The sequence below is a fragment of the Pseudomonas syringae genome (assembly GCF_023278085.1).
In the GTDB taxonomy this organism is placed as follows: Bacteria; Pseudomonadota; Gammaproteobacteria; order Pseudomonadales; family Pseudomonadaceae; genus Aquipseudomonas; species Aquipseudomonas syringae_Q.
Genome location: NZ_CP066265.1, coordinates 2,721,495 through 2,740,280, shown reverse-complemented (window position 1 = coordinate 2,740,280; position 18,786 = coordinate 2,721,495). Strand labels below are relative to the sequence as shown.

General features: G+C 59.9%; 17 protein-coding genes. 12 read left to right on the top strand and 5 right to left on the bottom strand.

The window, feature by feature from the left end; all coding sequences use genetic code 11:
* Positions 1-216: 216 nt before the first annotated feature.
* From I9H07_RS12115 to I9H07_RS12105, 3 genes are all read left to right on the top strand, one after another.
* Complete coding sequence (locus I9H07_RS12115; RefSeq protein ID WP_024674170.1) at positions 217-1,698, top strand: benzaldehyde dehydrogenase; 1,482 nt, start codon at positions 217-219, stop codon at positions 1,696-1,698.
* Positions 1,699-1,762: 64 nt separating this feature from the next.
* Complete coding sequence (locus I9H07_RS12110; RefSeq protein WP_236425659.1) at positions 1,763-2,530, top strand: coniferyl-alcohol dehydrogenase; 768 nt, start codon at positions 1,763-1,765, stop codon at positions 2,528-2,530.
* Positions 2,531-2,614: 84 nt separating this feature from the next.
* The gene (locus I9H07_RS12105) at positions 2,615-3,562 is read left to right on the top strand and encodes a SphA family protein (RefSeq protein WP_024674172.1); all 948 of its coding nucleotides are present in this window, start codon (positions 2,615-2,617) and stop codon (positions 3,560-3,562) included.
* Positions 3,563-3,757: 195 nt separating this feature from the next.
* Here the strand turns inward: I9H07_RS12105 and mhpT are convergent, their stop codons facing one another.
* Positions 3,758-4,966 (bottom strand): 3-(3-hydroxy-phenyl)propionate transporter MhpT, encoded by a 1,209-nt coding sequence (gene mhpT, locus I9H07_RS12100; RefSeq protein WP_024673491.1) that lies wholly within the window; start codon positions 4,964-4,966, stop codon positions 3,758-3,760.
* 325 nt (positions 4,967-5,291) lie between these two features.
* Between mhpT and I9H07_RS12095 the strand changes: the two genes are divergently transcribed.
* Positions 5,292-6,605 (top strand): OprD family porin, encoded by a 1,314-nt coding sequence (locus I9H07_RS12095; RefSeq protein ID WP_024673490.1) that lies wholly within the window; start codon positions 5,292-5,294, stop codon positions 6,603-6,605.
* Positions 6,606-6,620: 15 nt separating this feature from the next.
* Here the strand turns inward: I9H07_RS12095 and I9H07_RS12090 are convergent, their stop codons facing one another.
* The gene (locus I9H07_RS12090) at positions 6,621-7,109 is read right to left on the bottom strand and encodes a MarR family winged helix-turn-helix transcriptional regulator (RefSeq protein ID WP_024673489.1); all 489 of its coding nucleotides are present in this window, start codon (positions 7,107-7,109) and stop codon (positions 6,621-6,623) included.
* 211 nt (positions 7,110-7,320) lie between these two features.
* Here I9H07_RS12090 and I9H07_RS12085 point away from each other — a divergent pair, with 211 nt between their 5' ends.
* The 4 genes from I9H07_RS12085 (at position 7,321) to I9H07_RS12070 (ending at position 12,443) form a co-directional block, all read left to right on the top strand.
* Positions 7,321-8,151 (top strand): p-hydroxycinnamoyl CoA hydratase/lyase, encoded by an 831-nt coding sequence (locus I9H07_RS12085; RefSeq protein ID WP_024673488.1) that lies wholly within the window; start codon positions 7,321-7,323, stop codon positions 8,149-8,151.
* A 269-nt stretch (positions 8,152-8,420) separates the two neighbouring features.
* On the top strand, positions 8,421-9,869 hold the full coding sequence (locus tag I9H07_RS12080; protein ID WP_058393025.1) for an aldehyde dehydrogenase: 1,449 nt from the start codon (positions 8,421-8,423) through the stop codon (positions 9,867-9,869).
* Between the two features lie 153 nt (positions 9,870-10,022).
* Positions 10,023-11,909, top strand: coding sequence for a feruloyl-CoA synthase (locus I9H07_RS12075; protein WP_236426041.1), 1,887 nt, complete (start codon positions 10,023-10,025; stop codon positions 11,907-11,909).
* Positions 11,910-12,101: 192 nt separating this feature from the next.
* Positions 12,102-12,443: a hypothetical protein gene (locus I9H07_RS12070; RefSeq protein WP_024672353.1), complete on the top strand. Its 342-nt coding sequence runs from the start codon at positions 12,102-12,104 to the stop codon at positions 12,441-12,443.
* 12 nt (positions 12,444-12,455) lie between these two features.
* Here the strand turns inward: I9H07_RS12070 and I9H07_RS12065 are convergent, their stop codons facing one another.
* The gene (locus I9H07_RS12065) at positions 12,456-12,860 is read right to left on the bottom strand and encodes a RidA family protein (RefSeq protein WP_058393027.1); all 405 of its coding nucleotides are present in this window, start codon (positions 12,858-12,860) and stop codon (positions 12,456-12,458) included.
* 128 nt (positions 12,861-12,988) lie between these two features.
* Between I9H07_RS12065 and I9H07_RS12060 the strand changes: the two genes are divergently transcribed.
* Complete coding sequence (locus I9H07_RS12060; RefSeq protein WP_236425388.1) at positions 12,989-13,912, top strand: LysR family transcriptional regulator; 924 nt, start codon at positions 12,989-12,991, stop codon at positions 13,910-13,912.
* Between the two features lie 7 nt (positions 13,913-13,919).
* On the opposite strand, the gene I9H07_RS12055 is transcribed toward I9H07_RS12060, so the two are convergent.
* The gene (locus I9H07_RS12055; protein WP_024672350.1) at positions 13,920-14,837 is read right to left on the bottom strand and encodes a LysR family transcriptional regulator; all 918 of its coding nucleotides are present in this window, start codon (positions 14,835-14,837) and stop codon (positions 13,920-13,922) included.
* 124 nt (positions 14,838-14,961) lie between these two features.
* Between I9H07_RS12055 and I9H07_RS12050 the strand changes: the two genes are divergently transcribed.
* The 3 genes from I9H07_RS12050 (at position 14,962) to I9H07_RS12040 (ending at position 17,678) form a co-directional block, all read left to right on the top strand.
* Positions 14,962-15,717, top strand: coding sequence for a 5-oxoprolinase subunit PxpA (locus I9H07_RS12050; protein WP_058393030.1), 756 nt, complete (start codon positions 14,962-14,964; stop codon positions 15,715-15,717).
* 117 nt (positions 15,718-15,834) lie between these two features.
* Complete coding sequence (locus tag I9H07_RS12045; RefSeq protein WP_058393031.1) at positions 15,835-16,707, top strand: 5-oxoprolinase subunit B family protein; 873 nt, start codon at positions 15,835-15,837, stop codon at positions 16,705-16,707.
* On the top strand, positions 16,704-17,678 hold the full coding sequence (locus I9H07_RS12040) for a biotin-dependent carboxyltransferase family protein (protein WP_024672347.1): 975 nt from the start codon (positions 16,704-16,706) through the stop codon (positions 17,676-17,678). The genes I9H07_RS12045 and I9H07_RS12040 overlap by 4 nt, the downstream gene beginning before the upstream one ends.
* A 58-nt stretch (positions 17,679-17,736) precedes the next feature.
* Here the strand turns inward: I9H07_RS12040 and I9H07_RS12035 are convergent, their stop codons facing one another.
* Positions 17,737-18,318 carry a TetR/AcrR family transcriptional regulator gene (locus I9H07_RS12035; RefSeq protein WP_236425389.1) on the bottom strand — a complete coding sequence of 194 codons (582 nt, stop codon included), beginning with the start codon at positions 18,316-18,318 and terminating at the stop codon, positions 17,737-17,739.
* Between the last annotated feature and the right edge of the window lie 468 nt (positions 18,319-18,786).

Sequence of the window (18,786 nt, the reverse complement as noted above, 5' to 3'; positions counted from 1 at the left end):
TGATCAAATGAGCAAGTCCGGGGAGCCGGCCTGGTTATCTTTTTAGTTTTTAAAAAAGGTTTAATGGTCGCAAGGCCCTTTGCTAGAGCGGCTCAGCGCTAATATGACAACGTCGTGGCAATCCCGGCACAGGCTTTGCTGTGGAACAAGTACGGCGCGTGCTGTCCAGTCGAATGGAGTGCAGGCGATTACAACCATAAAAGCCGGAGTCTGAACATGTCAGCGTTTGATGCCACCCCTCTTTTGCAACGCGCGATTGAAGCCGAATGCGTCTTCAATGGCGGCTGGATTCCTTCTTCCGCGCCACGCTTGCCGGTCATCGAACCGGCAACCGGCCAATTGCTGATGAACACTGCCATGGCGGACGCAGCCGATATTGCGGTTGCCTGCCGCGAAGCCGCGCTTGCCCAGCCAGCTTGGGCGGCCATGGGGCCGCGCGAAAAAGCCGAAATCTTTCTTCTCGCGGCCGATCATGCGGTGTGTGCGTACGATGAATTGTCGCTGTACGTTGCCCGCGAAACGGGCGGCAGCCTGCACAAGGGGCAGCATGAAGTGAACGAATGCATCGTGCTGCTGCGCCAGGCGGCGGGCATGCTCTCGCAGGCGCATGGTCACGGCCTGATGCTGCCTAGTGCGGCAGGGCGTCTGTCCTATGCGCGTCGAGTTGCGCATGGCGTCGTCGGGGTCATCTCGCCGTTCAATTTTCCGCTGGTGCTGTCCCTGCGTTCGGTCGCCCCGGCGCTGGCCGCTGGCAATGCCGTGGTACTCAAACCTGACCCGCAGACCCCTGTCAGTGGCGGGTTTCTGATCGCCCGGTTGTTCGAGGAGGCGGGCCTGCCCAAGGGCTTGCTGCACGTTCTGCCGGGCGGGGCGGACGCAGGCGAGGCGCTGTGTCGCGATACCAACGTGCGCATGATCACATTCACGGGCTCGACGGCCGCAGGACGTAAAGTCGCCGAAGCGGCCGGGCGCAATCTGAAAAAGGTCTCGCTGGAACTGGGCGGCAAGAATCCACTGATTATCCTCGAAGACGCTGACCTGGATCTGGCCGCCAGCAATGCTGCGTTCGGTGCCTGGCTGCATCAGGGGCAGATCTGCATGGCAACCGGGCTGATTCTGGTTCACGAGTCGATCGCTGCCAGCCTGACCCGCAAGCTGGCGGACAAGGCCCGGGCGCTGACGGTGGGCAATGCGGCGCGTGGTGAAGCGGCGTTGGGCCCGCTGATCAACGAGCGGCAGTTACAGCACGTCCACCAGGTGGTCAGCGAAAGCCTTCACGCAGGTGCTCAACTGGAAACCGGTGGCGAATACGACGGCCTGTTCTACCGGCCGACCGTGCTCAGCGGTGTGAAGCCCGGCATGCGTGCGTTCGAAGAGGAAATATTCGGGCCGGTGGCTGTCGTGGCGAGCTTCGCCACCGATGAGCAAGCCATCGAACTGGCCAATCGCTCGGAATACGGCCTGGCGGCCGCCGTCATTTCGCCTGATGTAGGACGAGCGATGGCGATTGGCGACCGGCTCAGGTGCGGCATGTTGCACATCAATGACCAGACCGTGGCGGATGAATGTGTCAATTCGTTCGGCGGCCGGGGTGCATCGGGCAACGGCGGCAGCGCGGGCAGCCCTTCGGACTGGGATGAGTACAGTCAATGGCAGTGGGTGACGGTCAAGCAAAAGGCCCCGACCTATCCCTTCTGAGCTTCACGGCAGTTTCTGTTTTTAGGCAAGACGTGATTCAAAACAACAATAAGAGCGCGCGATTATGAACCTGAACAGCAAAACACTGATCATCACTGGCGTGTCATCCGGCATCGGCGCGGAGGTGGCGCGCCTGGCTCGCTTCCAGGGCGCCAGAGTCATTGGCATCGACCGACATGAACCGCAACTCACCGTGGACGGCTTTTTTCAGGCCGACCTGGGCGACCCGGACAGCATCAATGCGCTGGTCGAGCGTCTGCCCCGGCAGATCGACGGGCTGTGCAACATTGCCGGCGTGCCCGGCACCGCGCCGGTCAAGGCGGTGGCCGAGATCAACTACCTCGGCTTGCGGCATCTGACCCAGCGTCTGCTGCCGCGCATGGCGCCGGGCGGCAGCATCGTCAATGTCTCGTCGATACTGGGTTCGCAATGGGCCGAGCGTCTGGAGTTGCACAAGGCGCTGGCGGCCACTGAGAGCTACAGCGAAGGGCAGAAGTGGCTGGCGGCCAATCCGGTCGCGCAGGACAGTTGTTACCAGTATTTCAAGGAAGCATTGATTGTCTGGAGTTTTCAGCAGTCGCAGGAGTGGTTTCGCGAGCAAGCGGTTCGGGTCAACTGCGTCGCGCCGGGGCCGGTGTTCACGCCGATTCTGGACGATTTTGTGAGCATGGTCGGTGAAGAACGGGTCGCCCGCGACAGCCTGCACATGAAGCGCCCGGCATTGGCCGATGAAGTGGCGGCGGTGATCGCGTTTCTCTGTTCCGACGCGTCGCGCTGGGTCAACGGCGTCAACCTGCCAGTGGACGGGGGGCTGGCAGCGTCTTACGTGTAACGGCCTTGCAGGCTGCAACCCTGACGGCGCGGTCGCGACGTCCGGGCGCTTGAAAATAACAACAATAAGTACAGGAATCACAAGATGCAGAAGTCTATCTTGCGTACCGTTGCGACCACTTCACTGGTTGCCTTGTCATCGACCGCGTTTGCCTATGATTTGCCTGGCCTGAACCTGGGCAGTACCAGTTTCTACGACGGGTCGCCAGCCCCGGCGGGGCCGGGCTGGTATCTGGAGGAGTACCTCATCGCTTCCAGGGCCGACCGTTTCAACGACGTCAACGGCAATAAGCTGCAACTTCCCAAACAGGACGTCGATGTTCTGGCGATGACGACGCAGATCATTTATGTCGGCCAGCCACTGGCCAACGGCGCGATGCCGGGGATTACCGCGATCAACACGTCACTGGCCCATGTCGATGTGGACGATGGGCTGGACAACACGGTGCTGAGCTCGCGAGCCGGTTTTGGCGATGTGGTCATCGGGCCGTTTCTGCAACTGCCGACCCTGACTCGCGCTGACGGCAGCCCGTTGCTGACTCAGCGCATCGAAGCGGATATCTCCGTTCCGGTGGGTGCCTACAACCGTAATCGTTCGATCAACCCTGGCAGTCATTTCTGGTCCTTCAACCCGTACTACGCTGCGACGTACTGGTTTTCGCCAAAATGGTCGGCCAGCGGGCGTTTCATGTATTTGTGGAACGGCAAGAACGACGACCCGCAGGCAGGTTTCGGAAACGTCTCCGACACCCAGGCGGGTCAGGCATTGCATGCCAACCTGACCCTGCAATATGCCGTGACCGAGCAACTGTCACTGGGATTGAACGGTTACTGGCTCAAGCAATTCACCGACACTCAGGTAGATGGCCACGACGTCAGCGGCCGCAAGGAAAAAGTCTGGGCCATCGGCCCGGGGTTTCTGTATGCGTTCAGCAAAGAAAACGTGCTGTCGGTCAACAGCTACTTCGAACAGGGCGCGGAGAACCGTACCGAAGGCAATAAACTGGTACTGAATTTCCTGCACAAGTTGTAGCTTTCACAGACGACTCTCGTGCCCATGCGTAGCACTCAGCGTGATACACAAGTCGCTTTTGATTCTGGCCGAAGGCCGTAGAGCGAACCGGGCGACGCTTCGCTTGTTCGCGACGCGGCTGTACCGGCCTCTTCGCGAGCAAGCTCACTGTGTATAACGCTGAGTGCGGAGCGCCGGTACGAGAGCCGACTGCGATCAGCCTGCCGTTTTGAACTCGCGCTTCCCGACGGGCAGCGATCGCGACAACACGCTGATCGCCGCCAGTGCCGCAATCACCAGACCTGGCGATGTTGCCAGCAGCACGCCGGCAGTTCCGGCGCCAGCCGCCAGCAGCTGCCCGGCAGCCAGTGGACCTGCGACCGAGCCCAAACGACCGATTGCCACCGCAGCGCCGACGCCAGTGGCGCGCACCGAGGTGGGGTAGGAGGGCGGTGCCAGGGCATAGAGCACCAATTGCGCAGCGATGACAAACACCCCGGCAGCAAACCCGGCGACCGCCATCGGCACGATACCGGCCGACAGCCCGACACCGGCCAGCGCAGCCAGCAGACCTGCGTAGACAAACAGCACCACCTTGATGCCGTTGCAGCGGTCCAGCAGCACGCCGCCCAGTAATGAACCCAGCGCTCCACCGATGTTGAACAGCATTTGCACCATGCCCGCCTGTGGTTTGCTGAAGCCTTGACCAATGAGCAGCGAAGGCAACCAGTTAAGCAGCATGTACATGACGGTCAGTGTGAAGAAATAGCCAACCCACAGCGCCACTGTTGTACGGCCACGGCCTTCGCCAAACAGCGCGCTGACGGCTGAGTGCCGAACCGCAGACGTCTGCTGTTTGAAGGCGCTGGATTCAGGCAGCAACAGGATCATCAGCGGAACCACCAGCAGAGGCGCCAGGCCGCCGACGATAAAGGTTGTCTGCCAGTGTTCGCTGGTGAACATCGCCACCACGGCGGCCAGTGCGCCGCCCAACGGAACGCCCGAGTACATGACGCTGATGGCGACTCCGCGGTGACGTTCGCTCACGGCCTCTGCGCACAGCGCAATCAGGTTGGGCAGGGCAGCGCCCAGCCCCAGGCCGGTCATGAAGCGCACCAGCAACAGACCGGAAAAGGTGTCGACGTAGGCCGTGCTCAATGAAAAGACCCCAAACAGCAGCACTGCACTGACAAGGATTTTCTTGCGACCAATACGATCAGCGATCCAGCCGCCGAAAAAAGCCCCCGGCAGAAGGCCGATGATGCCGGCGCTGAATACCCAGCCCATCATTTTCGGGTCAAGTGCGAAGGTCTCGCGCAGGCCTGCCGCTGCTGTACCGGCAGCCTGCAGGTCGAATCCCTCGATAAGCGCAACGATAAAACACAAGACGATAGTCAGCGTCGAGCGACGCAGCGAACGGTTCATGGCAAGCCTCATTGTTGTTTTTGTCGGATGGCGAAGCCTGTAGGTGAACGCTGATCACAGCGTCGGGACAGGTATTTATCAAGGTAACAAAAATAACTAAAAAATGAAGCTGAGCTATCTGCTCCTGAAATTAATGATTTAGCGCTTTAAAAACATAGAGTTAAGAGATCTATTTGCCGAGGGCGTTTAAATAGTTAATTTCATTAATGTTCGATTATCGATCACTCTGCATTGACGGCGGCGCTGATTCTTTCAATTCTCAGTCCACGGACCTGTGTAATGCCGGACCGAATCCAGAAACAACAACAATAACTGGACACCGATCATGCCGAAGCTCACCCGTGGGGCTGTACCCGCTTTAAATTCGTCTGGCAAATATCGAGGCATTGCGCTCGGCCTGTTGGGCATCAGTGTGTTTCCCGATCCATTACTGGCCCAGGGCTTTCTGGAAGACAGCCACGGTACGCTGACCTTGCGTAACTACTACATGGATCGCGATTACAAGGATGAGGGCGCGAAGACCGCTACGCGAGAGTGGGCGCAGGGCTTCATCATGAATATGGAGTCGGGTTTTACCAACGGGCCAGTGGGTTTCGGTCTCGATACGCGGGGCTTGGTGGGCGTCAAACTGGATTCCGCGCCGGATCGCAGCGGCACCGAATTGCTGCCGGTTTCCGCCAGCGACGGGCGAGCCGCCGACGAATATTCAAGGCTGGCGCTGACGGGCAAGCTCAAGCTCAGTGAAACCACGGTCAAGACCGGCGACGTGTCGATTTTCCTGCCATTTGCGTTTGCCAGCCCGTCACGGTTGCTGCCCCAGACCTTTCGCGGTACGACCATCACCTCAAAGGAAATCGATGGGCTGACCCTGAACGCGGGCTACATCGATCGCGTCAACAAGCGTGACTCCAGCAATTATCAGGCGATCAGCATTGCCTCACCGAATCGGCGCTTCAATGGTGCGGCAACTTCATCCCACATGGACTATGCCGGGGGTGACTACCAGATAAACAAGGAACTTGGCGTGCGCGCCTATCACGCCGAAGTGGACGACCTTTACACGCAGGATACGCTTGCCATGCTGCACAAACTGCCGATAGGTGACGGCGTATTGACCACGGATCTACGCAGCTTTTTCAGCCGTGATACTGGCAGCGCAAAGGCTGGCGAGGTGGACAACCAGAACCTCTCGGCGCTGTTGGGCTACAGGCTTGGCGGGCACAGCGTCAGCCTCGGCTATATGCATTCCAGTGGCGATACAGCGACGCCTTACGTGTCCGGCACCGAACTGATGGGGTTGAGCGAAATGACCATGAGTTCAGACTTCCTCAATGCCAAAGAGCGCACATGGCAGGCCATTTATGATTACGACTTCACGGCTTTGGGCATCGTCGGCCTGCGCAGTCGGCTGCGCTATGTGCGCGGCGATAATATCGAGCTGGCCGCTTTCAATGCCGATGACCGCAAGGAACGCGAGTTTCAGATGGAGCTGGGTTATGTGGTGCAAAGCGGGCCGCTGAAGAATGTCAGCCTGCTGGCTCGCAAATCCATTTATCGCAATGACTTCCCGGCAGGTGCGGCCTTTCGCGATGAGAACCAGACGCGCTTTGTGGTGCAGTACAGCCTGCCCATCTGGTAATGGGTGCCCGACGGCTTATGACTGGTAAACCTTTTTCAGCAGTCGCAGCAGGTCCTGGCGTTCCTGATCGTTCAGCGCTGAGGTGGAATCCAGATCGCTGTCGATGGCGATCTGCTTCAGTTCGCGCAGCAACGTTTCACCGCTCTTGCTCAGAAAGATGCCGTATGAGCGCTTGTCCGGCTTGCAGCGCACCCGCACAGCCAACGCACGGTTTTCAAGTTTGTTGAGCAATGGCACCACCTGCGGCGGCTCTATCGCCAGCGCCTTGGCAAGATCAGCCTGCATCAGGCCAGGATTCTGTTCGATGATCGCCAGCGCGGAGAACTGGGCAGGCCGCAGATCGTGTGCCGAAAGGCGCCCGATCAGGTTCTGGAATAGCTTGAGTTGAGCCCGACGCATGGCGTAACCGATCAGATCATCCAGTGCGGAGTCTGTAGGTGACGGAGCCTCTTCAATCTGTGCAGTCGCCTGGCAGACGTCGTCGAAGTCGGATGGCTTGGCCATTGAAAATGCGGTCCTTTTATTGTGGTTCAGCAGGTGAGCCCTGCAGTTTGCCGGGGTTGGCAGATGATGGCTATGGGCATACGTGATTGTGACCGACATATCCGGAGTGAGTGCCGGGATTTTGTTTGATCTGAATAATAGTTAATTGACATAACTATATTTGTCGCCTAGTTTTGACTCATCCACGAATCAAGAACAAGAGAGCACCGCCATGAGCAAGTACGAAGGTCGCTGGACAACCGTAAAGGTCGAAATCGAGCAAGGCATCGCGTGGGTCATTCTCAACCGGCCGGAAAAACGCAACGCCATGAGCCCGACCCTTAACCGGGAAATGGTCGACGTGCTGGAAACCCTTGAACAGGACCCTGACGCAGGTGTTCTGGTGCTGACCGGTGCGGGTGAAGCCTGGACGGCCGGCATGGACCTCAAGGAGTACTTCCGCGAGGTGGATGCCGGCCCGGAAATCCTGCAGGAAAAGATCCGCCGCGAGGCTTCTCAATGGCAGTGGAAACTGCTGCGCATGTACGCCAAACCGACCATCGCCATGGTCAACGGCTGGTGCTTCGGCGGTGGCTTCAGCCCGCTGGTTGCCTGCGACCTGGCGATCTGCGCCGACGAGGCAACCTTCGGTCTCTCGGAAATCAACTGGGGCATTCCGCCCGGTAATCTGGTGAGCAAAGCGATGGCCGACACTGTGGGGCATCGCCAGTCGCTGTACTACATCATGACCGGCAAGACCTTCGACGGTAAAAAAGCCGCCGAGATGGGCCTGGTCAATGAAAGCGTGCCGCTGGCGCAACTGCGTCAGGTGACCATCGACCTGGCACTCAACCTGCTGGAAAAGAACCCGGTGGTGCTGCGCGCCGCCAAGCATGGCTTCAAGCGTTGCCGTGAACTGACCTGGGAGCAGAACGAAGACTACCTGTACGCCAAACTCGACCAGTCGCGCCTGCTGGACAAGGAAGGCGGCCGCGAACAGGGCATGAAGCAATTCCTTGATGACAAAAGCATCAAGCCCGGATTGGAGGCCTATAAAAGGTAGGGTTTAGCTGCAAGCTGCAAGCTACAAGCTACAAGCTACAAGCTGCAAGCTGCAAGCTGCAAGCTGCAAGCTACAAGCTACAAGCTACAAGCTACAAGCTACAAGCTACAAGCTGTGGCTTTGAGCTTAAGGCTTAAGGCTTAAGGCTTAAGGCTTGAGGCTTGAGGCTAGAGGCTTGAAGCTCAAGACTGTTTCTCATGCTTTGAGCTTGAGGCTTGCAGCTTGAAACTTGAAACTTGAAGCTGCTCCCCCTAACAAGAGGAATGACCATGCTGGACGTGCCCCTGTTGATTGGTGGTCAGTCGTGCCCGGCGCGTGACGGACGTACGTTTGACCGCTGTAACCCGGTAACCGGCGAGGTAGTTTCGCGGGTCGCTGCTGCGACTGTCGAGGATGCAGATGCCGCCGTGGCTGCGGCACAGAACGCTTTTCCTGCCTGGTCGGCAATGGCGCCCGGCGAACGCCGCGACCGTTTGCTCAAGGCTGCCGAGCAACTTCAGGCACGTAGCGCCGAGTTCATCGCGGCTGCCGGAGAAACCGGAGCAATGGCCAACTGGTACGGTTTCAACGTGCAGTTGGCCGCCAACATGCTGCGTGAAGCCGCGTCGATGACCACCCAGATCACCGGCGAGGTGATTCCCTCCAACGTTCCCGGCAATTTTGCCATGGCCCTGCGTCAGCCTTGCGGTGTGGTGCTCGGCATTGCGCCGTGGAATGCGCCAGTGATTCTTGCCACCCGCGCTATCGCCATGCCCCTGGCCTGCGGCAATACTGTGGTGCTCAAGGCGTCGGAGATCAGCCCCGCCGTGCATCGGCTGATTGGCCAGGTGTTGCAGGATGCCGGGCTGGGTGACGGTGTGATCAACGTGATCAGTAATGCTCCTGCCGATGCGGCAGCGATTGTCGAACGTCTGATCGCCAATCCTGCGGTGCGGCGAGTCAACTTCACCGGTTCCACCCATGTGGGGCGCATCGTTGGCGAACTGTCGGCACGTCATCTGAAACCTGCACTGCTGGAACTGGGCGGCAAGGCTCCGTTTCTGGTGCTGGATGACGCCGATCTGGATGCCGCGGTCGAAGCGGCGGCCTTCGGGGCTTATTTCAATCAAGGCCAGATCTGCATGTCCACCGAGCGCCTGATTGTCGATCAGAAAGTCGCCGACGCTTTTCTCGCCAAGCTCACAGCAAAGATCGAAACCTTGCGTGCCGGTAATCCGCATGACAGTGATTCGGTGTTGGGTTCGCTGGTGGATGTCGGCGCTGGCACGCGTATCAAGGCGCTGATCGACGACGCCATCGGGCTGGGGGCGAAGCTGGTAATTGGCGGCCAGTTGCAGGGCAGCATTTTGCAACCGACGCTGCTTGACGGTGTGACTGATCGCATGCGTCTGTACCGCGAAGAGTCTTTCGGGCCGGTCGCTGTGCTGCTTCGCGGGGAAGGGGACGAGGCGTTGCTGCGGCTGGCCAATGATTCGGAATTCGGTCTGTCGGCGGCGATTTTCAGCCGTGACACCAGTCGTGCTCTGGCATTGGCTCAGCGGGTTGAGTCGGGCATCTGCCATATCAACGGGCCGACCGTACATGATGAAGCGCAAATGCCCTTCGGCGGGGTCAAGTCCAGCGGTTATGGCAGCTTCGGCGGCAAGGCCTCGATCGAGCATTTCACCCAGTTGCGATGGGTGACCTTGCAAAACGGGCCACGGCACTACCCGATCTGATGTTCCTTGCGCTGACAGCAATGTCTTGTAGCCAATACGTTGCCGTCAGCTAGCCACACATAACAATAACAAGGCTGCAGCCGAGTGCTGCTGCGCTCATGCCAGCCGGCCATGTGCCGTCTGGCGAGCGCGCCCTTGATGGAGAGAACGCACGTGAGTTCCGAAATCAAATCGTCATCCTGGCAGAGTGAAGCCCGCGAGCCGCGCTACCGTGAGGTTGCCATCGGCCACCCGGCCATCGAAGTTCGCGAAGAACAGGGCATTCTGCACATGCGTGCACTTGAGCCCCTCGCCGAATACCCCGACCGATTGCTTGAACGGCTGGTGCATTGGGCCAACGTGCGCCCGCAACAGACATTCATCGCTGCCCGCGACAGCCTGGGCGGCTGGCGCAAGGTCAGTTACGCCGACATGCTGACTGACGTCCGGGCCATTGCCCAGAGTTTGCTTGATTACGGTTTGTCCGCCGAAAAACCGCTCGCGTTGCTGTCGGGCAACGACATCGAGCATCTGCAGATTGCCCTGGGGGCCATGTACGCCGGGATTCCGTATTGCCCGGTGTCACCGGCGTATTCGGTCATGTCCCAGGATTTCGCCAAGTTGCGCCACGTCTGCGACGTGTTGCAGCCGGGCCTGATCTTCGTCAGCGATACAGCGCCTTTTCAGCGTGCCATCGAGGCCGTGATTCCTGCTGACACGCCGATCATTGCGGTGCGCGGACGACTGAGCGGCAGGCCCCAGGTGAGTTTTGCCAGCCTCCTCGAACAGCCCGGTGGCCCTGAGGCCGAGGCCGCTTTTCAGGCCAGCGGGCCGGACAGCATCGCCAAATTCCTTTTCACATCGGGCTCGACCCGACTGCCCAAGGCGGTCGTCACTACTCAGCGCATGTTGTGCGCCAATCAGCAGATGCTGTTGCAGACATTTCCAGTGTTTGGCACAGAGCCACCCGTGCTGGTGGACTGGCTGCCGTGGAATCACACGTTCGGCGGCAGTCACAATGTCGGCATCGTGCTTTATAACGGTGGTACGTTTTATCTGGATAACGGCAAGCCCACCGTTCAGGGCTTTGCCGAGACGCTGCGTAATCTCAAGGAAATCTCGCCCACCGCGTACCTCACCGTGCCCAAGGGCTGGGAGGAACTGGTCAACGCACTGGAGCAGGACGGCGAATTGCGTGAGCGCTTTTTCTCGCGCATGAGGCTGTTTTTCTTCGCCGCAGCCGGTCTGTCGCAAAGCGTCTGGGACCGTCTGGACCGGGTAGCCGAGCAGCATTGCGGCGAGCGCATCCGCATGATGGCCGGGCTGGGTATGACCGAGGCGGCGCCGTCCTGCACATTCACCACCGGGCCGCTGTCGATGGCCGGCTACATCGGGCTGCCTGCGCCGGGTTGCGAAGTGTGCCTGGTGCCGGTCGACGGCAAGCTGGAAGGTCGCTTTCGCGGGCCGCACATCATGCCGGGGTACTGGCGATCGCCGCAGCAGACGGCTGAGGTGTTCGATGAAAGGGGGTTCTATTGCTCCGGCGATGCAATCAAGCTTGCCGACCCCGCTGCGCCGGAACTGGGGCTGATGTTCGACGGGCGTCTGGCCGAGGACTTCAAGCTGTCGTCGGGGGTCTTTGTCAGCGTCGGGCCCATGCGTAACCGCGCGGTGCTTGAAGGCTCACCTTATGTTCAGGACGTGGTGATTGCGGCGCCAGATCGCGAATGCCTGGGCGTGCTGGTGTTTCCGAGGCTGCACGAGTGCCGTCAACTGTCTGGATTAGGCGCGCAAGCCACTGACGCCGAGGTCTTGGCCAGCGTGCAGGTGCGCCAATGGTTCAGCGACTGGCTAACGCGCCTGAATCATGGGGCCAACGGCAACGCCAGCCGCCTGGAGTGGATGGTGCTGCTGGATGAACCGGCTTCGATCGATCGCGGCGAAATCACTGACAAGGGGTCGATCAACCAGCGCGCCGTGCTGCAAGCGCGTGCGGCGAAAGTCGAGGCGCTGTATCGCGATCAGGACCCTGACCGACTGAGTGCCGGGCCGCAGACGTGAGGGGCGTCGGGCAAGGCATGGGGCCGAGAAACCCGAGTGCCGTGCCAGCCCCTTGTATGCAGGGTGATAGCGATCACAAAGCGTCATTTCTCGACGTTAGGCGCCACATTTGACGCAGATCATCTGTTACCGCTTGACCGGATCGTGGTGAACGAGGAATCTCGCGCCTCTGAACACTACGGAGCCCGGTCTATGCGAGCCCTCGCTGAGCTTTCTTTCGATTTCGTCTGGCATTTGATGTTCACGGATGACGATCAGCTCGACCAGGATCTGGCGGTACGCTCGCTGGAAAGTCTGTCTGACTACTTTTCGCAGATGTCCCTTGAAGAGAAAAGGGCGTTCATTGCAGTAGCGCATGCGCGCAAGGCACGTTTGCTGGCTGTGCCTGATGCCGATGGCTACGCTCCCAGGCATCCGGTGACGGAGGATCAGGCGCAGTTTCTGGAACATGTCGTGTCCGGGGAGTTCTTTCGGCGTTTCGAAGAGCCCGCTGTGGTTGACAGCGACTGCGTCGTACCGATCCGCAGCCGCTAAACGGCACAGGCATTATGCCGTTGTGCTTGCCGGCAGCTTGGCAATGACCTTGATTTCAAAATCGAAGCCGTAAAGCCATGTCACGCCCACAGCCGTCAGCGTCGGGTGGGGCGCGTTGCCCCAGAATTCCGGAAACACACTCCAGATCCGCTCGAACTTCGCTTCGGGATCGACGATGAACACCGTCACGTCGAGCACATCATCAAACGTGCACCCGGCCGCCAGCAGAATCGCGTTCAAATGGGTGAACGCGAGGCGCACCTGCTTTTCGAGGTCAGGCTCTGGCGAACCGTCCTCTCTGCTGCCGACTTGTCCGGACACGAACAGAAAACCGTCCGAGCGGATCGCCGGGGAATAATGGTTGCGCTCGTAAAGCGTCTGGCGACCGGCTGGAAATATAACGTCACGTTGTGTCATGGGTGTCTCCATCAAGTGAAAATCAGGCGATGGAGCCACTGTAGGGGCTTGCACTGGGGGGATAAACGAGCAACCTTGATCAGCACTGTTTGGAAAAGCCAAACAATCCACTAGACAGGTGAGTGAACATGGACCGTTTCGACGCGATGCAAGCGTTTGCCCGGGTGGTGGAAACCGGCAGCTTCACCCAGGCGGCCGGTACGCTGCACATGAGTAAAACCAGCGTGACACAGCTGATTCAGCAACTCGAAGCGCGCCTGCGCGTCAGGTTGCTGAACCGCACCACGCGCAAGGTCAACGTGACCGCCGATGGCGCCGTCTATTACGAGCGGGTGGTCAGGCTGCTGGCAGACATGGACGATGCCGAGACCAGCCTGTCCAGCGCCGCATCTCTGCCCAGAGGTCGCTTACGGGTGGACGTGCCCAGCCCGTTTGCCAGCCTGCTGCTGATGCCCGCATTGCCTGAGTTCCATGCCCGCTACCCGGATATCCAGATCGACATGGGCGTCAGCGACCGGATGGTCGACCTGATCGGCGAAAATGTCGACTGCGTGGTTCGCGGTGGTGAAATCACCGATCAATCCTTGATGGCGCGGCGCGTGGGCGACTTGCAACTGGGGGTATACGCCGCCCCGGACTACCTGTCGCGAATGGGCGCGCCGACCCATCCACGCGAGCTGGAGGACTCTTCTCATCGCGTCGTCGGCTATCTATGGGCGCGCACCGGCAAGGCGCTGCCTTATGCCATGCATCGCAACGGCGAGCAGGTCCATGTTCAGGGGCGCTATACGCTGGCTGTGGATGACGGCAATGCCTACATCGCTGCCGGACTCGCCGGAATGGGCATCCTCTGGCTACCGGACTACATGTCCCGGCCGCATCTGGAGAGCGGAAAACTGGTCCGTCTGTTCGAAGACTGGCAGCTGGACAGCATGCCGATGTACGTGGCCTTTCCGCCGAACCGGCATGTCAGCATCAAGGTGCGCGTGTTCATTGACTGGATCACGGCACTGATGGCGGAGCACGCACCGGTCGTTCCGCCAGGCAAATAACACGCTCTCAACGCCGCGCCGACAGCTGTTGCGGGGCCAGAAACGCGTCGTGGAAATAGTTACGGAACGCCTGCATCGCCGGGCTTAACTCCCGCGCTCTGTGCCAGGCCAGGCCGACGCTCATGGGCGTTACCTTGTCGGTGACGGTCCTTGTCTCGATGCGTTTGCCTTCCAGTGACCAGGGTCTATGCACCAGGTCAGAGAGGATCGCCACGCCACTGCCATTGGCGACCATGCTGCGCACTGCTTCGACCGAGCTGGTGCGCACGCGGACGCTGGGTTGCTGGCCGGCCATTTCCCAGTAGCGCCTCGCACTCTGTTCGGCCTCGTCGACGGTCAGCAGGATGTAGGGCTCTTTTGCCACGTCGGCGAGGCTGACCGAGGCGCGCTGGCACAGCGGATGATGGCTGGAGAGCCATAGGCGGCGCTCGGAATTGAACAGTGTTTCCGAGACGATATCCGGGTGAGTGAGGTTCGCGGTGAGCACCACAGCCATGTCGAATCGACCCTCCAGCAAGCCTTGCTCGATGGATTGCCGTTCCTGCTCATGCACTTCGATGGCGACGTCTGGATGCCAGTGTTCGAGGCGTTGCAGGTGGTGCGGCAGAAAGTAGCCAATGACGGTGTAGCTGGCAGCCAGGCGCAATACGCCACTGGCACGCAGATCGGGCATGGGGCTGTTCAGCGCGTCGTCAACGCTACGCAGGATCACGTAGGCGCGGTTGAGAAAGTGCCGGCCGGCGTCGGTCAGGCTCATGCCCTGCGCCGAGCGCTGAAACAAGAGTGTGCCGAGCATGCCTTCCAGTTCCTTGATCGCCGTGGTGACGGCCGACTGGGAGATGTTCAGGTGGATGGCCGCTTGCGAAATCTGCCCGATCTCGGCAGTTGCGACGAAATAGCGAACCTGGCGCAGGGTCAGGGACATACGTACTCCAGTTGGTGAGGTATCTGTTTTTCAGAAGGCAGCGTATCTGTTAATAGATCTTCCCAAGGGGTAGGTGTGAATCTAACGTGGTTTCCATCAACTCGATAGCCCCAGGAGCATCGCCATGCAGGTGGATTTCAACTCGGACATGGGTGAAAGTTTTGGCGCATGGACCATTGGTGACGGCGTCGATACCGAACTGATGGCGTTCATCAGTTCGGCAAATATCGCCACCGGCTTTCACGCGGGCGATCCCGGCACCATGCGGCGCACGATCGAGCAGGCCAAACGTCTGGGGGTCGCCATCGGCGCGCACCCGGGGTTCCGAGATCTGGTGGGCTTCGGGCGGCGACACATCAATGCGCCAGCGCAGGAACTGGTCGACGATATGCTTTACCAACTGGGCGCCCTGCGCGAACTGGCGCGGGTTCAGGGCGTGGCTTTGCAGCACTTCAAACCCCATGGCGCGCTGTATATGCATCTGGCTCGCGACGAAGAGGCGGCGCGGCTGCTGGTGGAAAACCTGCAACGTCTGGAGCCTGATTTGCTGCTCTACTGCATGCCCGGCTCGGTGATCTGCACCATCGCCGAGGAGCTGGGTCAGCCGGTGGTCCGCGAGTTCTATGCGGACCGTGACTATGACCTGAGCGGTTCGATTGTGTTTACCCGTAACGTGCGTGCTCACGACCCGGATGAAGTCGCGGCGCGGGTTGTACGCGCCTGTCAGCAAGGCCTGGTGCGGACCGTCGAGGGGCAGGATCTGGCCATCGAATTCGATTCCATCTGCCTGCACAGTGACACGCCGGGAGCGTTGGCGCTCGCCGAAGCCACGCGGACCGCGCTGGACCGGGCCGGGATCGAGGTGCGCGTGCCACGCTGAGTCCATTCGCACGTTGAATCATGCACGTTGAATCAAGAGGGCATCGTGTGCACAGAAACGCGAGCCAGGTTACTGATCTTTGCCTGCCTTTCTACAACGATTCCAAAAGGAACAGACATGGCTGATCCGATTCGCTACAGCTTTGGTGCCGATGAGCACTTGTTTGCCGAGGTCAGTGACAGTATGTCGCTGGAAGCCTTTTTCACCGGTATGGCCGTGACCCGCGCAGTCGAGCGCCTGGCGCTGGATGGCGTACTGGACGTGTGTCTGGCAAACGCTTCGTTCCAGATCCGTTTCGACCCGGACCGCATCGCCCCTCACGCATTGCTTGAGGCGGTGCGTGAGGCGGAGGCCGGGGCGGTCGCCGAGCGAACCCTGCAAACCCGGATCATCGAGATTCCCGTGCTGTACAACGATCCGTGGACTCACGAAACCCTGATGCGTTTTCGAGATCGGCATCAGGACCCGAGTGCCACTGACCTGGAGTACGCCGCGCGGATCAACAACCTGGCCGACGTGGATGCGTTTATTGCCGCGCACAGTGGTGCCCCTTGGTTTGTCTCGATGGTGGGTTTTGTGGCCGGTCTGCCGTTCATGTTTCAGATGGTCGAGCGCGAGCGTCAGTTGCAGGTGCCCAAATACCTGCGTCCGCGTACCGATACGCCGAAATTGACGCTGGGCCATGGCGGTTGCTTTGGCTGTATCTACTCAGTGCGCGGGGCGGGCGGTTATCAGATGTTCGGCGTCACTCCGGCGCCGATTTATGACCCTCAGCAGAAGCTGGCCTACCTGAAAGAGCACATGGTGTTTTTCCGGCCGGGTGACATCGTGCAGTTCAAGCCGGTTGACCGTGAAGCTTATGATCGTGCCGTGGCGGAGGTGGAAGCAGGGCACTTCGATCTGCGGATTCGTCCGGTCGAGTTTTCTCTGGACGCCTTTCTGGCCGATCCAGTCGGTTATCCCAAATCGCTGCAGGAGGTGCTGGCATGATCAAGGTCATCAAACCGGGCCTGGCCACGTCAGTCCAGGACCTCGGCCGCGAAGGCTATTACCACCTCGGCATTCCCCCCTCGGGCGCGCTCGACCAATACGCGCTCAGTGCTGCCAATCATCTGGTTGGCAATCCGCCAGGTGCCGCCGGGCTGGAGTGCACGTTGATCGGGCCGGAACTGGAATTTCACTGCGACACACTGGCAGCTGTCTGCGGTGCCCACATGGCCGCGCGCCTGGACGGCGTGGAAATGCACCATGACACTGCATTTTCGGTCAAGGCGGGGCAGGTATTGCGCTTTGATTTTCCCAAAGACGGTGCCCGTGCCTATCTCGCGGTGGCGGGCGGTATCGATGTGCCGCTGGTGCTGGGCAGCCGTTCGACCTACACGCTGGGCGCGCTGGGCGGTTTTCAGGGGCGCAGGCTGGAGGCTGACGACCAATTGCCGATCGGCATTCCCGGCGGCAAAGGCCGAGCAGGGGCAAGTCTGCCGATGGCGCTGCGCCAGTCGCTGGGCGGGGAAGTTTATCTGCGTGTGGTGCCGGGACTGTATTACGAACGCCTGACCGAGTTTGCCGCGACCAGCTTTTTCTCCGAGTCGTGGACAGTAGGTTCTGAAGCAGACCGTATCGGTTATCGCTTCAAGGGTGGCCGTGCATTGACCTTTCAGCCCCGCGAGCAGCCGTTTGGCGCTGGCTCTGATCCCTCGAACATTGTCGACAGTTGCTACCCGATAGGTTCGATTCAGGTACCGGCCGGGCTGGAGCCGATTGTGTTGCACCGTGATGCGGTCTCGGGCGGCGGCTACGCGATGATCGGCACGGTGATCAGCGCTGACCTGGACCTGATCGGCCAGATGCAGCCCAACCAGAAAGCGCGTTTCGTCGCAGTCACTTTGGAAGATGCCTTGCTGGCACGAAAATCCTACAAGAAGAAACTGGCCTGCCTGAGCAAACTGTTTCCGTCCTGAAGCGATCGGCGGGCAGGGCGCAATGGTCCTGTCCTGCCCGCTGCCTCAAGCGAACCCGTCAGTCAGCCTGCGCTGGCTTCAATTGCGCCTGCATTCGTGCGCGACAGACGTCGAGTATCTCGTCCGCCAGTGGCGAGTCGTCCGGGCAACTGCGCGACAGCAGCACAGCGCCCAACGCATGGGCAAACATATCAATGGTTTTCGCCCGCGCCCGCTGGCGGATTGCGTCATCGGTCGCCGCATCGGCGGGCGCAAAGGCAGCCAGCGTCCGCTCGATGCCGTCAGCAAACGTCTGTTTGACATCATCCGACTGGCGCGCGGCGTCGCCGCCGAGCGCGGCCATGGTACAGCCCGTGCCGGGATTGTCACGGTGTTCTCTGGACAGGTAATAGTCGATGAACTGCGCAGGGGCGATACCCTTCGACTGCTCTACCGTCTGCGCAATGGCGCAGGCCGCCGCTTCAGCCATCAGGTCAGACTTCGAGCCGAAGTGCTTGTAAAAACCACCATGGGTAAAGCCTGCCGCTGCCATCAGATCAGCCACCCCGACACCGTCATAGCCGTGCTCACGGAACTGAACAGAAGCCGTCTCGACAATGTGTGCCCGGTTGGCTTGGGCCTGCGCCTTGGTGACTCTCATTGGGGTTGCCTCTTTTGCCTGCTCCATTCGACAGGCCGCAAATATAGCATTGATGTTGAACGTCATCAAAGCGGCGGACAAACAAGATGCTGGTCATCATCATAGGGCTGTTGCGCGTTGGCATGCATTGGGTGACGCTCCCCGTCACACATACATGCTGCCGCGCCTATTCAAGGTTGGACGCAGAGCGTCCAGAACTGCATTCCCACGCTGGAGCGTGCGGAACGATAACCTCAACTATCGTACGACGCTCTGCATAGGCATGCCGCGCTGAGCGCTCTGCGTCCGGTCTTGAATCAGCGGAACGATAACCTCAATATCGTGCGACGCTCTGCGTCGTCATGCCGTTCTGGACGCTCTGCGTCCGATCTTGAGCAGGCGGGAACGAGACTGTATACCGTGCCAATGCGACGGGATCTATGTATGTAAGGATGAGTGCGCATCTTCAATCCCGTGTTGAAAGTGTTA

Excerpts from the sequence above, each read along its gene's own strand:
- I9H07_RS12110 (WP_236425659.1), top strand. The coding sequence starts at position 1,763 with ATGAACCTGAACAGCAAAACACTGATCATCACTGGCGTGTCATCCGGC.
- I9H07_RS12060 (WP_236425388.1), top strand. The coding sequence starts at position 12,989 with ATGGACCGTTTCGACGCGATGCAAGCGTTTGCCCGGGTGGTGGAAACC.
- I9H07_RS12095 (WP_024673490.1), top strand. The coding sequence starts at position 5,292 with ATGCCGAAGCTCACCCGTGGGGCTGTACCCGCTTTAAATTCGTCTGGC.
- I9H07_RS12090 (WP_024673489.1), bottom strand. The coding sequence starts at position 7,109 with ATGGCCAAGCCATCCGACTTCGACGACGTCTGCCAGGCGACTGCACAG.
- I9H07_RS12055 (WP_024672350.1), bottom strand. The coding sequence starts at position 14,837 with ATGTCCCTGACCCTGCGCCAGGTTCGCTATTTCGTCGCAACTGCCGAG.
- I9H07_RS12035 (WP_236425389.1), bottom strand. The coding sequence starts at position 18,318 with ATGAGAGTCACCAAGGCGCAGGCCCAAGCCAACCGGGCACACATTGTC.
- I9H07_RS12115 (WP_024674170.1), top strand. The coding sequence starts at position 217 with ATGTCAGCGTTTGATGCCACCCCTCTTTTGCAACGCGCGATTGAAGCC.
- mhpT (WP_024673491.1), bottom strand. The coding sequence starts at position 4,966 with ATGAACCGTTCGCTGCGTCGCTCGACGCTGACTATCGTCTTGTGTTTT.
- I9H07_RS12050 (WP_058393030.1), top strand. The coding sequence starts at position 14,962 with ATGCAGGTGGATTTCAACTCGGACATGGGTGAAAGTTTTGGCGCATGG.
- I9H07_RS12085 (WP_024673488.1), top strand. The coding sequence starts at position 7,321 with ATGAGCAAGTACGAAGGTCGCTGGACAACCGTAAAGGTCGAAATCGAG.
- I9H07_RS12040 (WP_024672347.1), top strand. The coding sequence starts at position 16,704 with ATGATCAAGGTCATCAAACCGGGCCTGGCCACGTCAGTCCAGGACCTC.
- I9H07_RS12080 (WP_058393025.1), top strand. The coding sequence starts at position 8,421 with ATGCTGGACGTGCCCCTGTTGATTGGTGGTCAGTCGTGCCCGGCGCGT.
- I9H07_RS12070 (WP_024672353.1), top strand. The coding sequence starts at position 12,102 with ATGCGAGCCCTCGCTGAGCTTTCTTTCGATTTCGTCTGGCATTTGATG.
- I9H07_RS12105 (WP_024674172.1), top strand. The coding sequence starts at position 2,615 with ATGCAGAAGTCTATCTTGCGTACCGTTGCGACCACTTCACTGGTTGCC.
- I9H07_RS12065 (WP_058393027.1), bottom strand. The coding sequence starts at position 12,860 with ATGACACAACGTGACGTTATATTTCCAGCCGGTCGCCAGACGCTTTAC.
- I9H07_RS12045 (WP_058393031.1), top strand. The coding sequence starts at position 15,835 with ATGGCTGATCCGATTCGCTACAGCTTTGGTGCCGATGAGCACTTGTTT.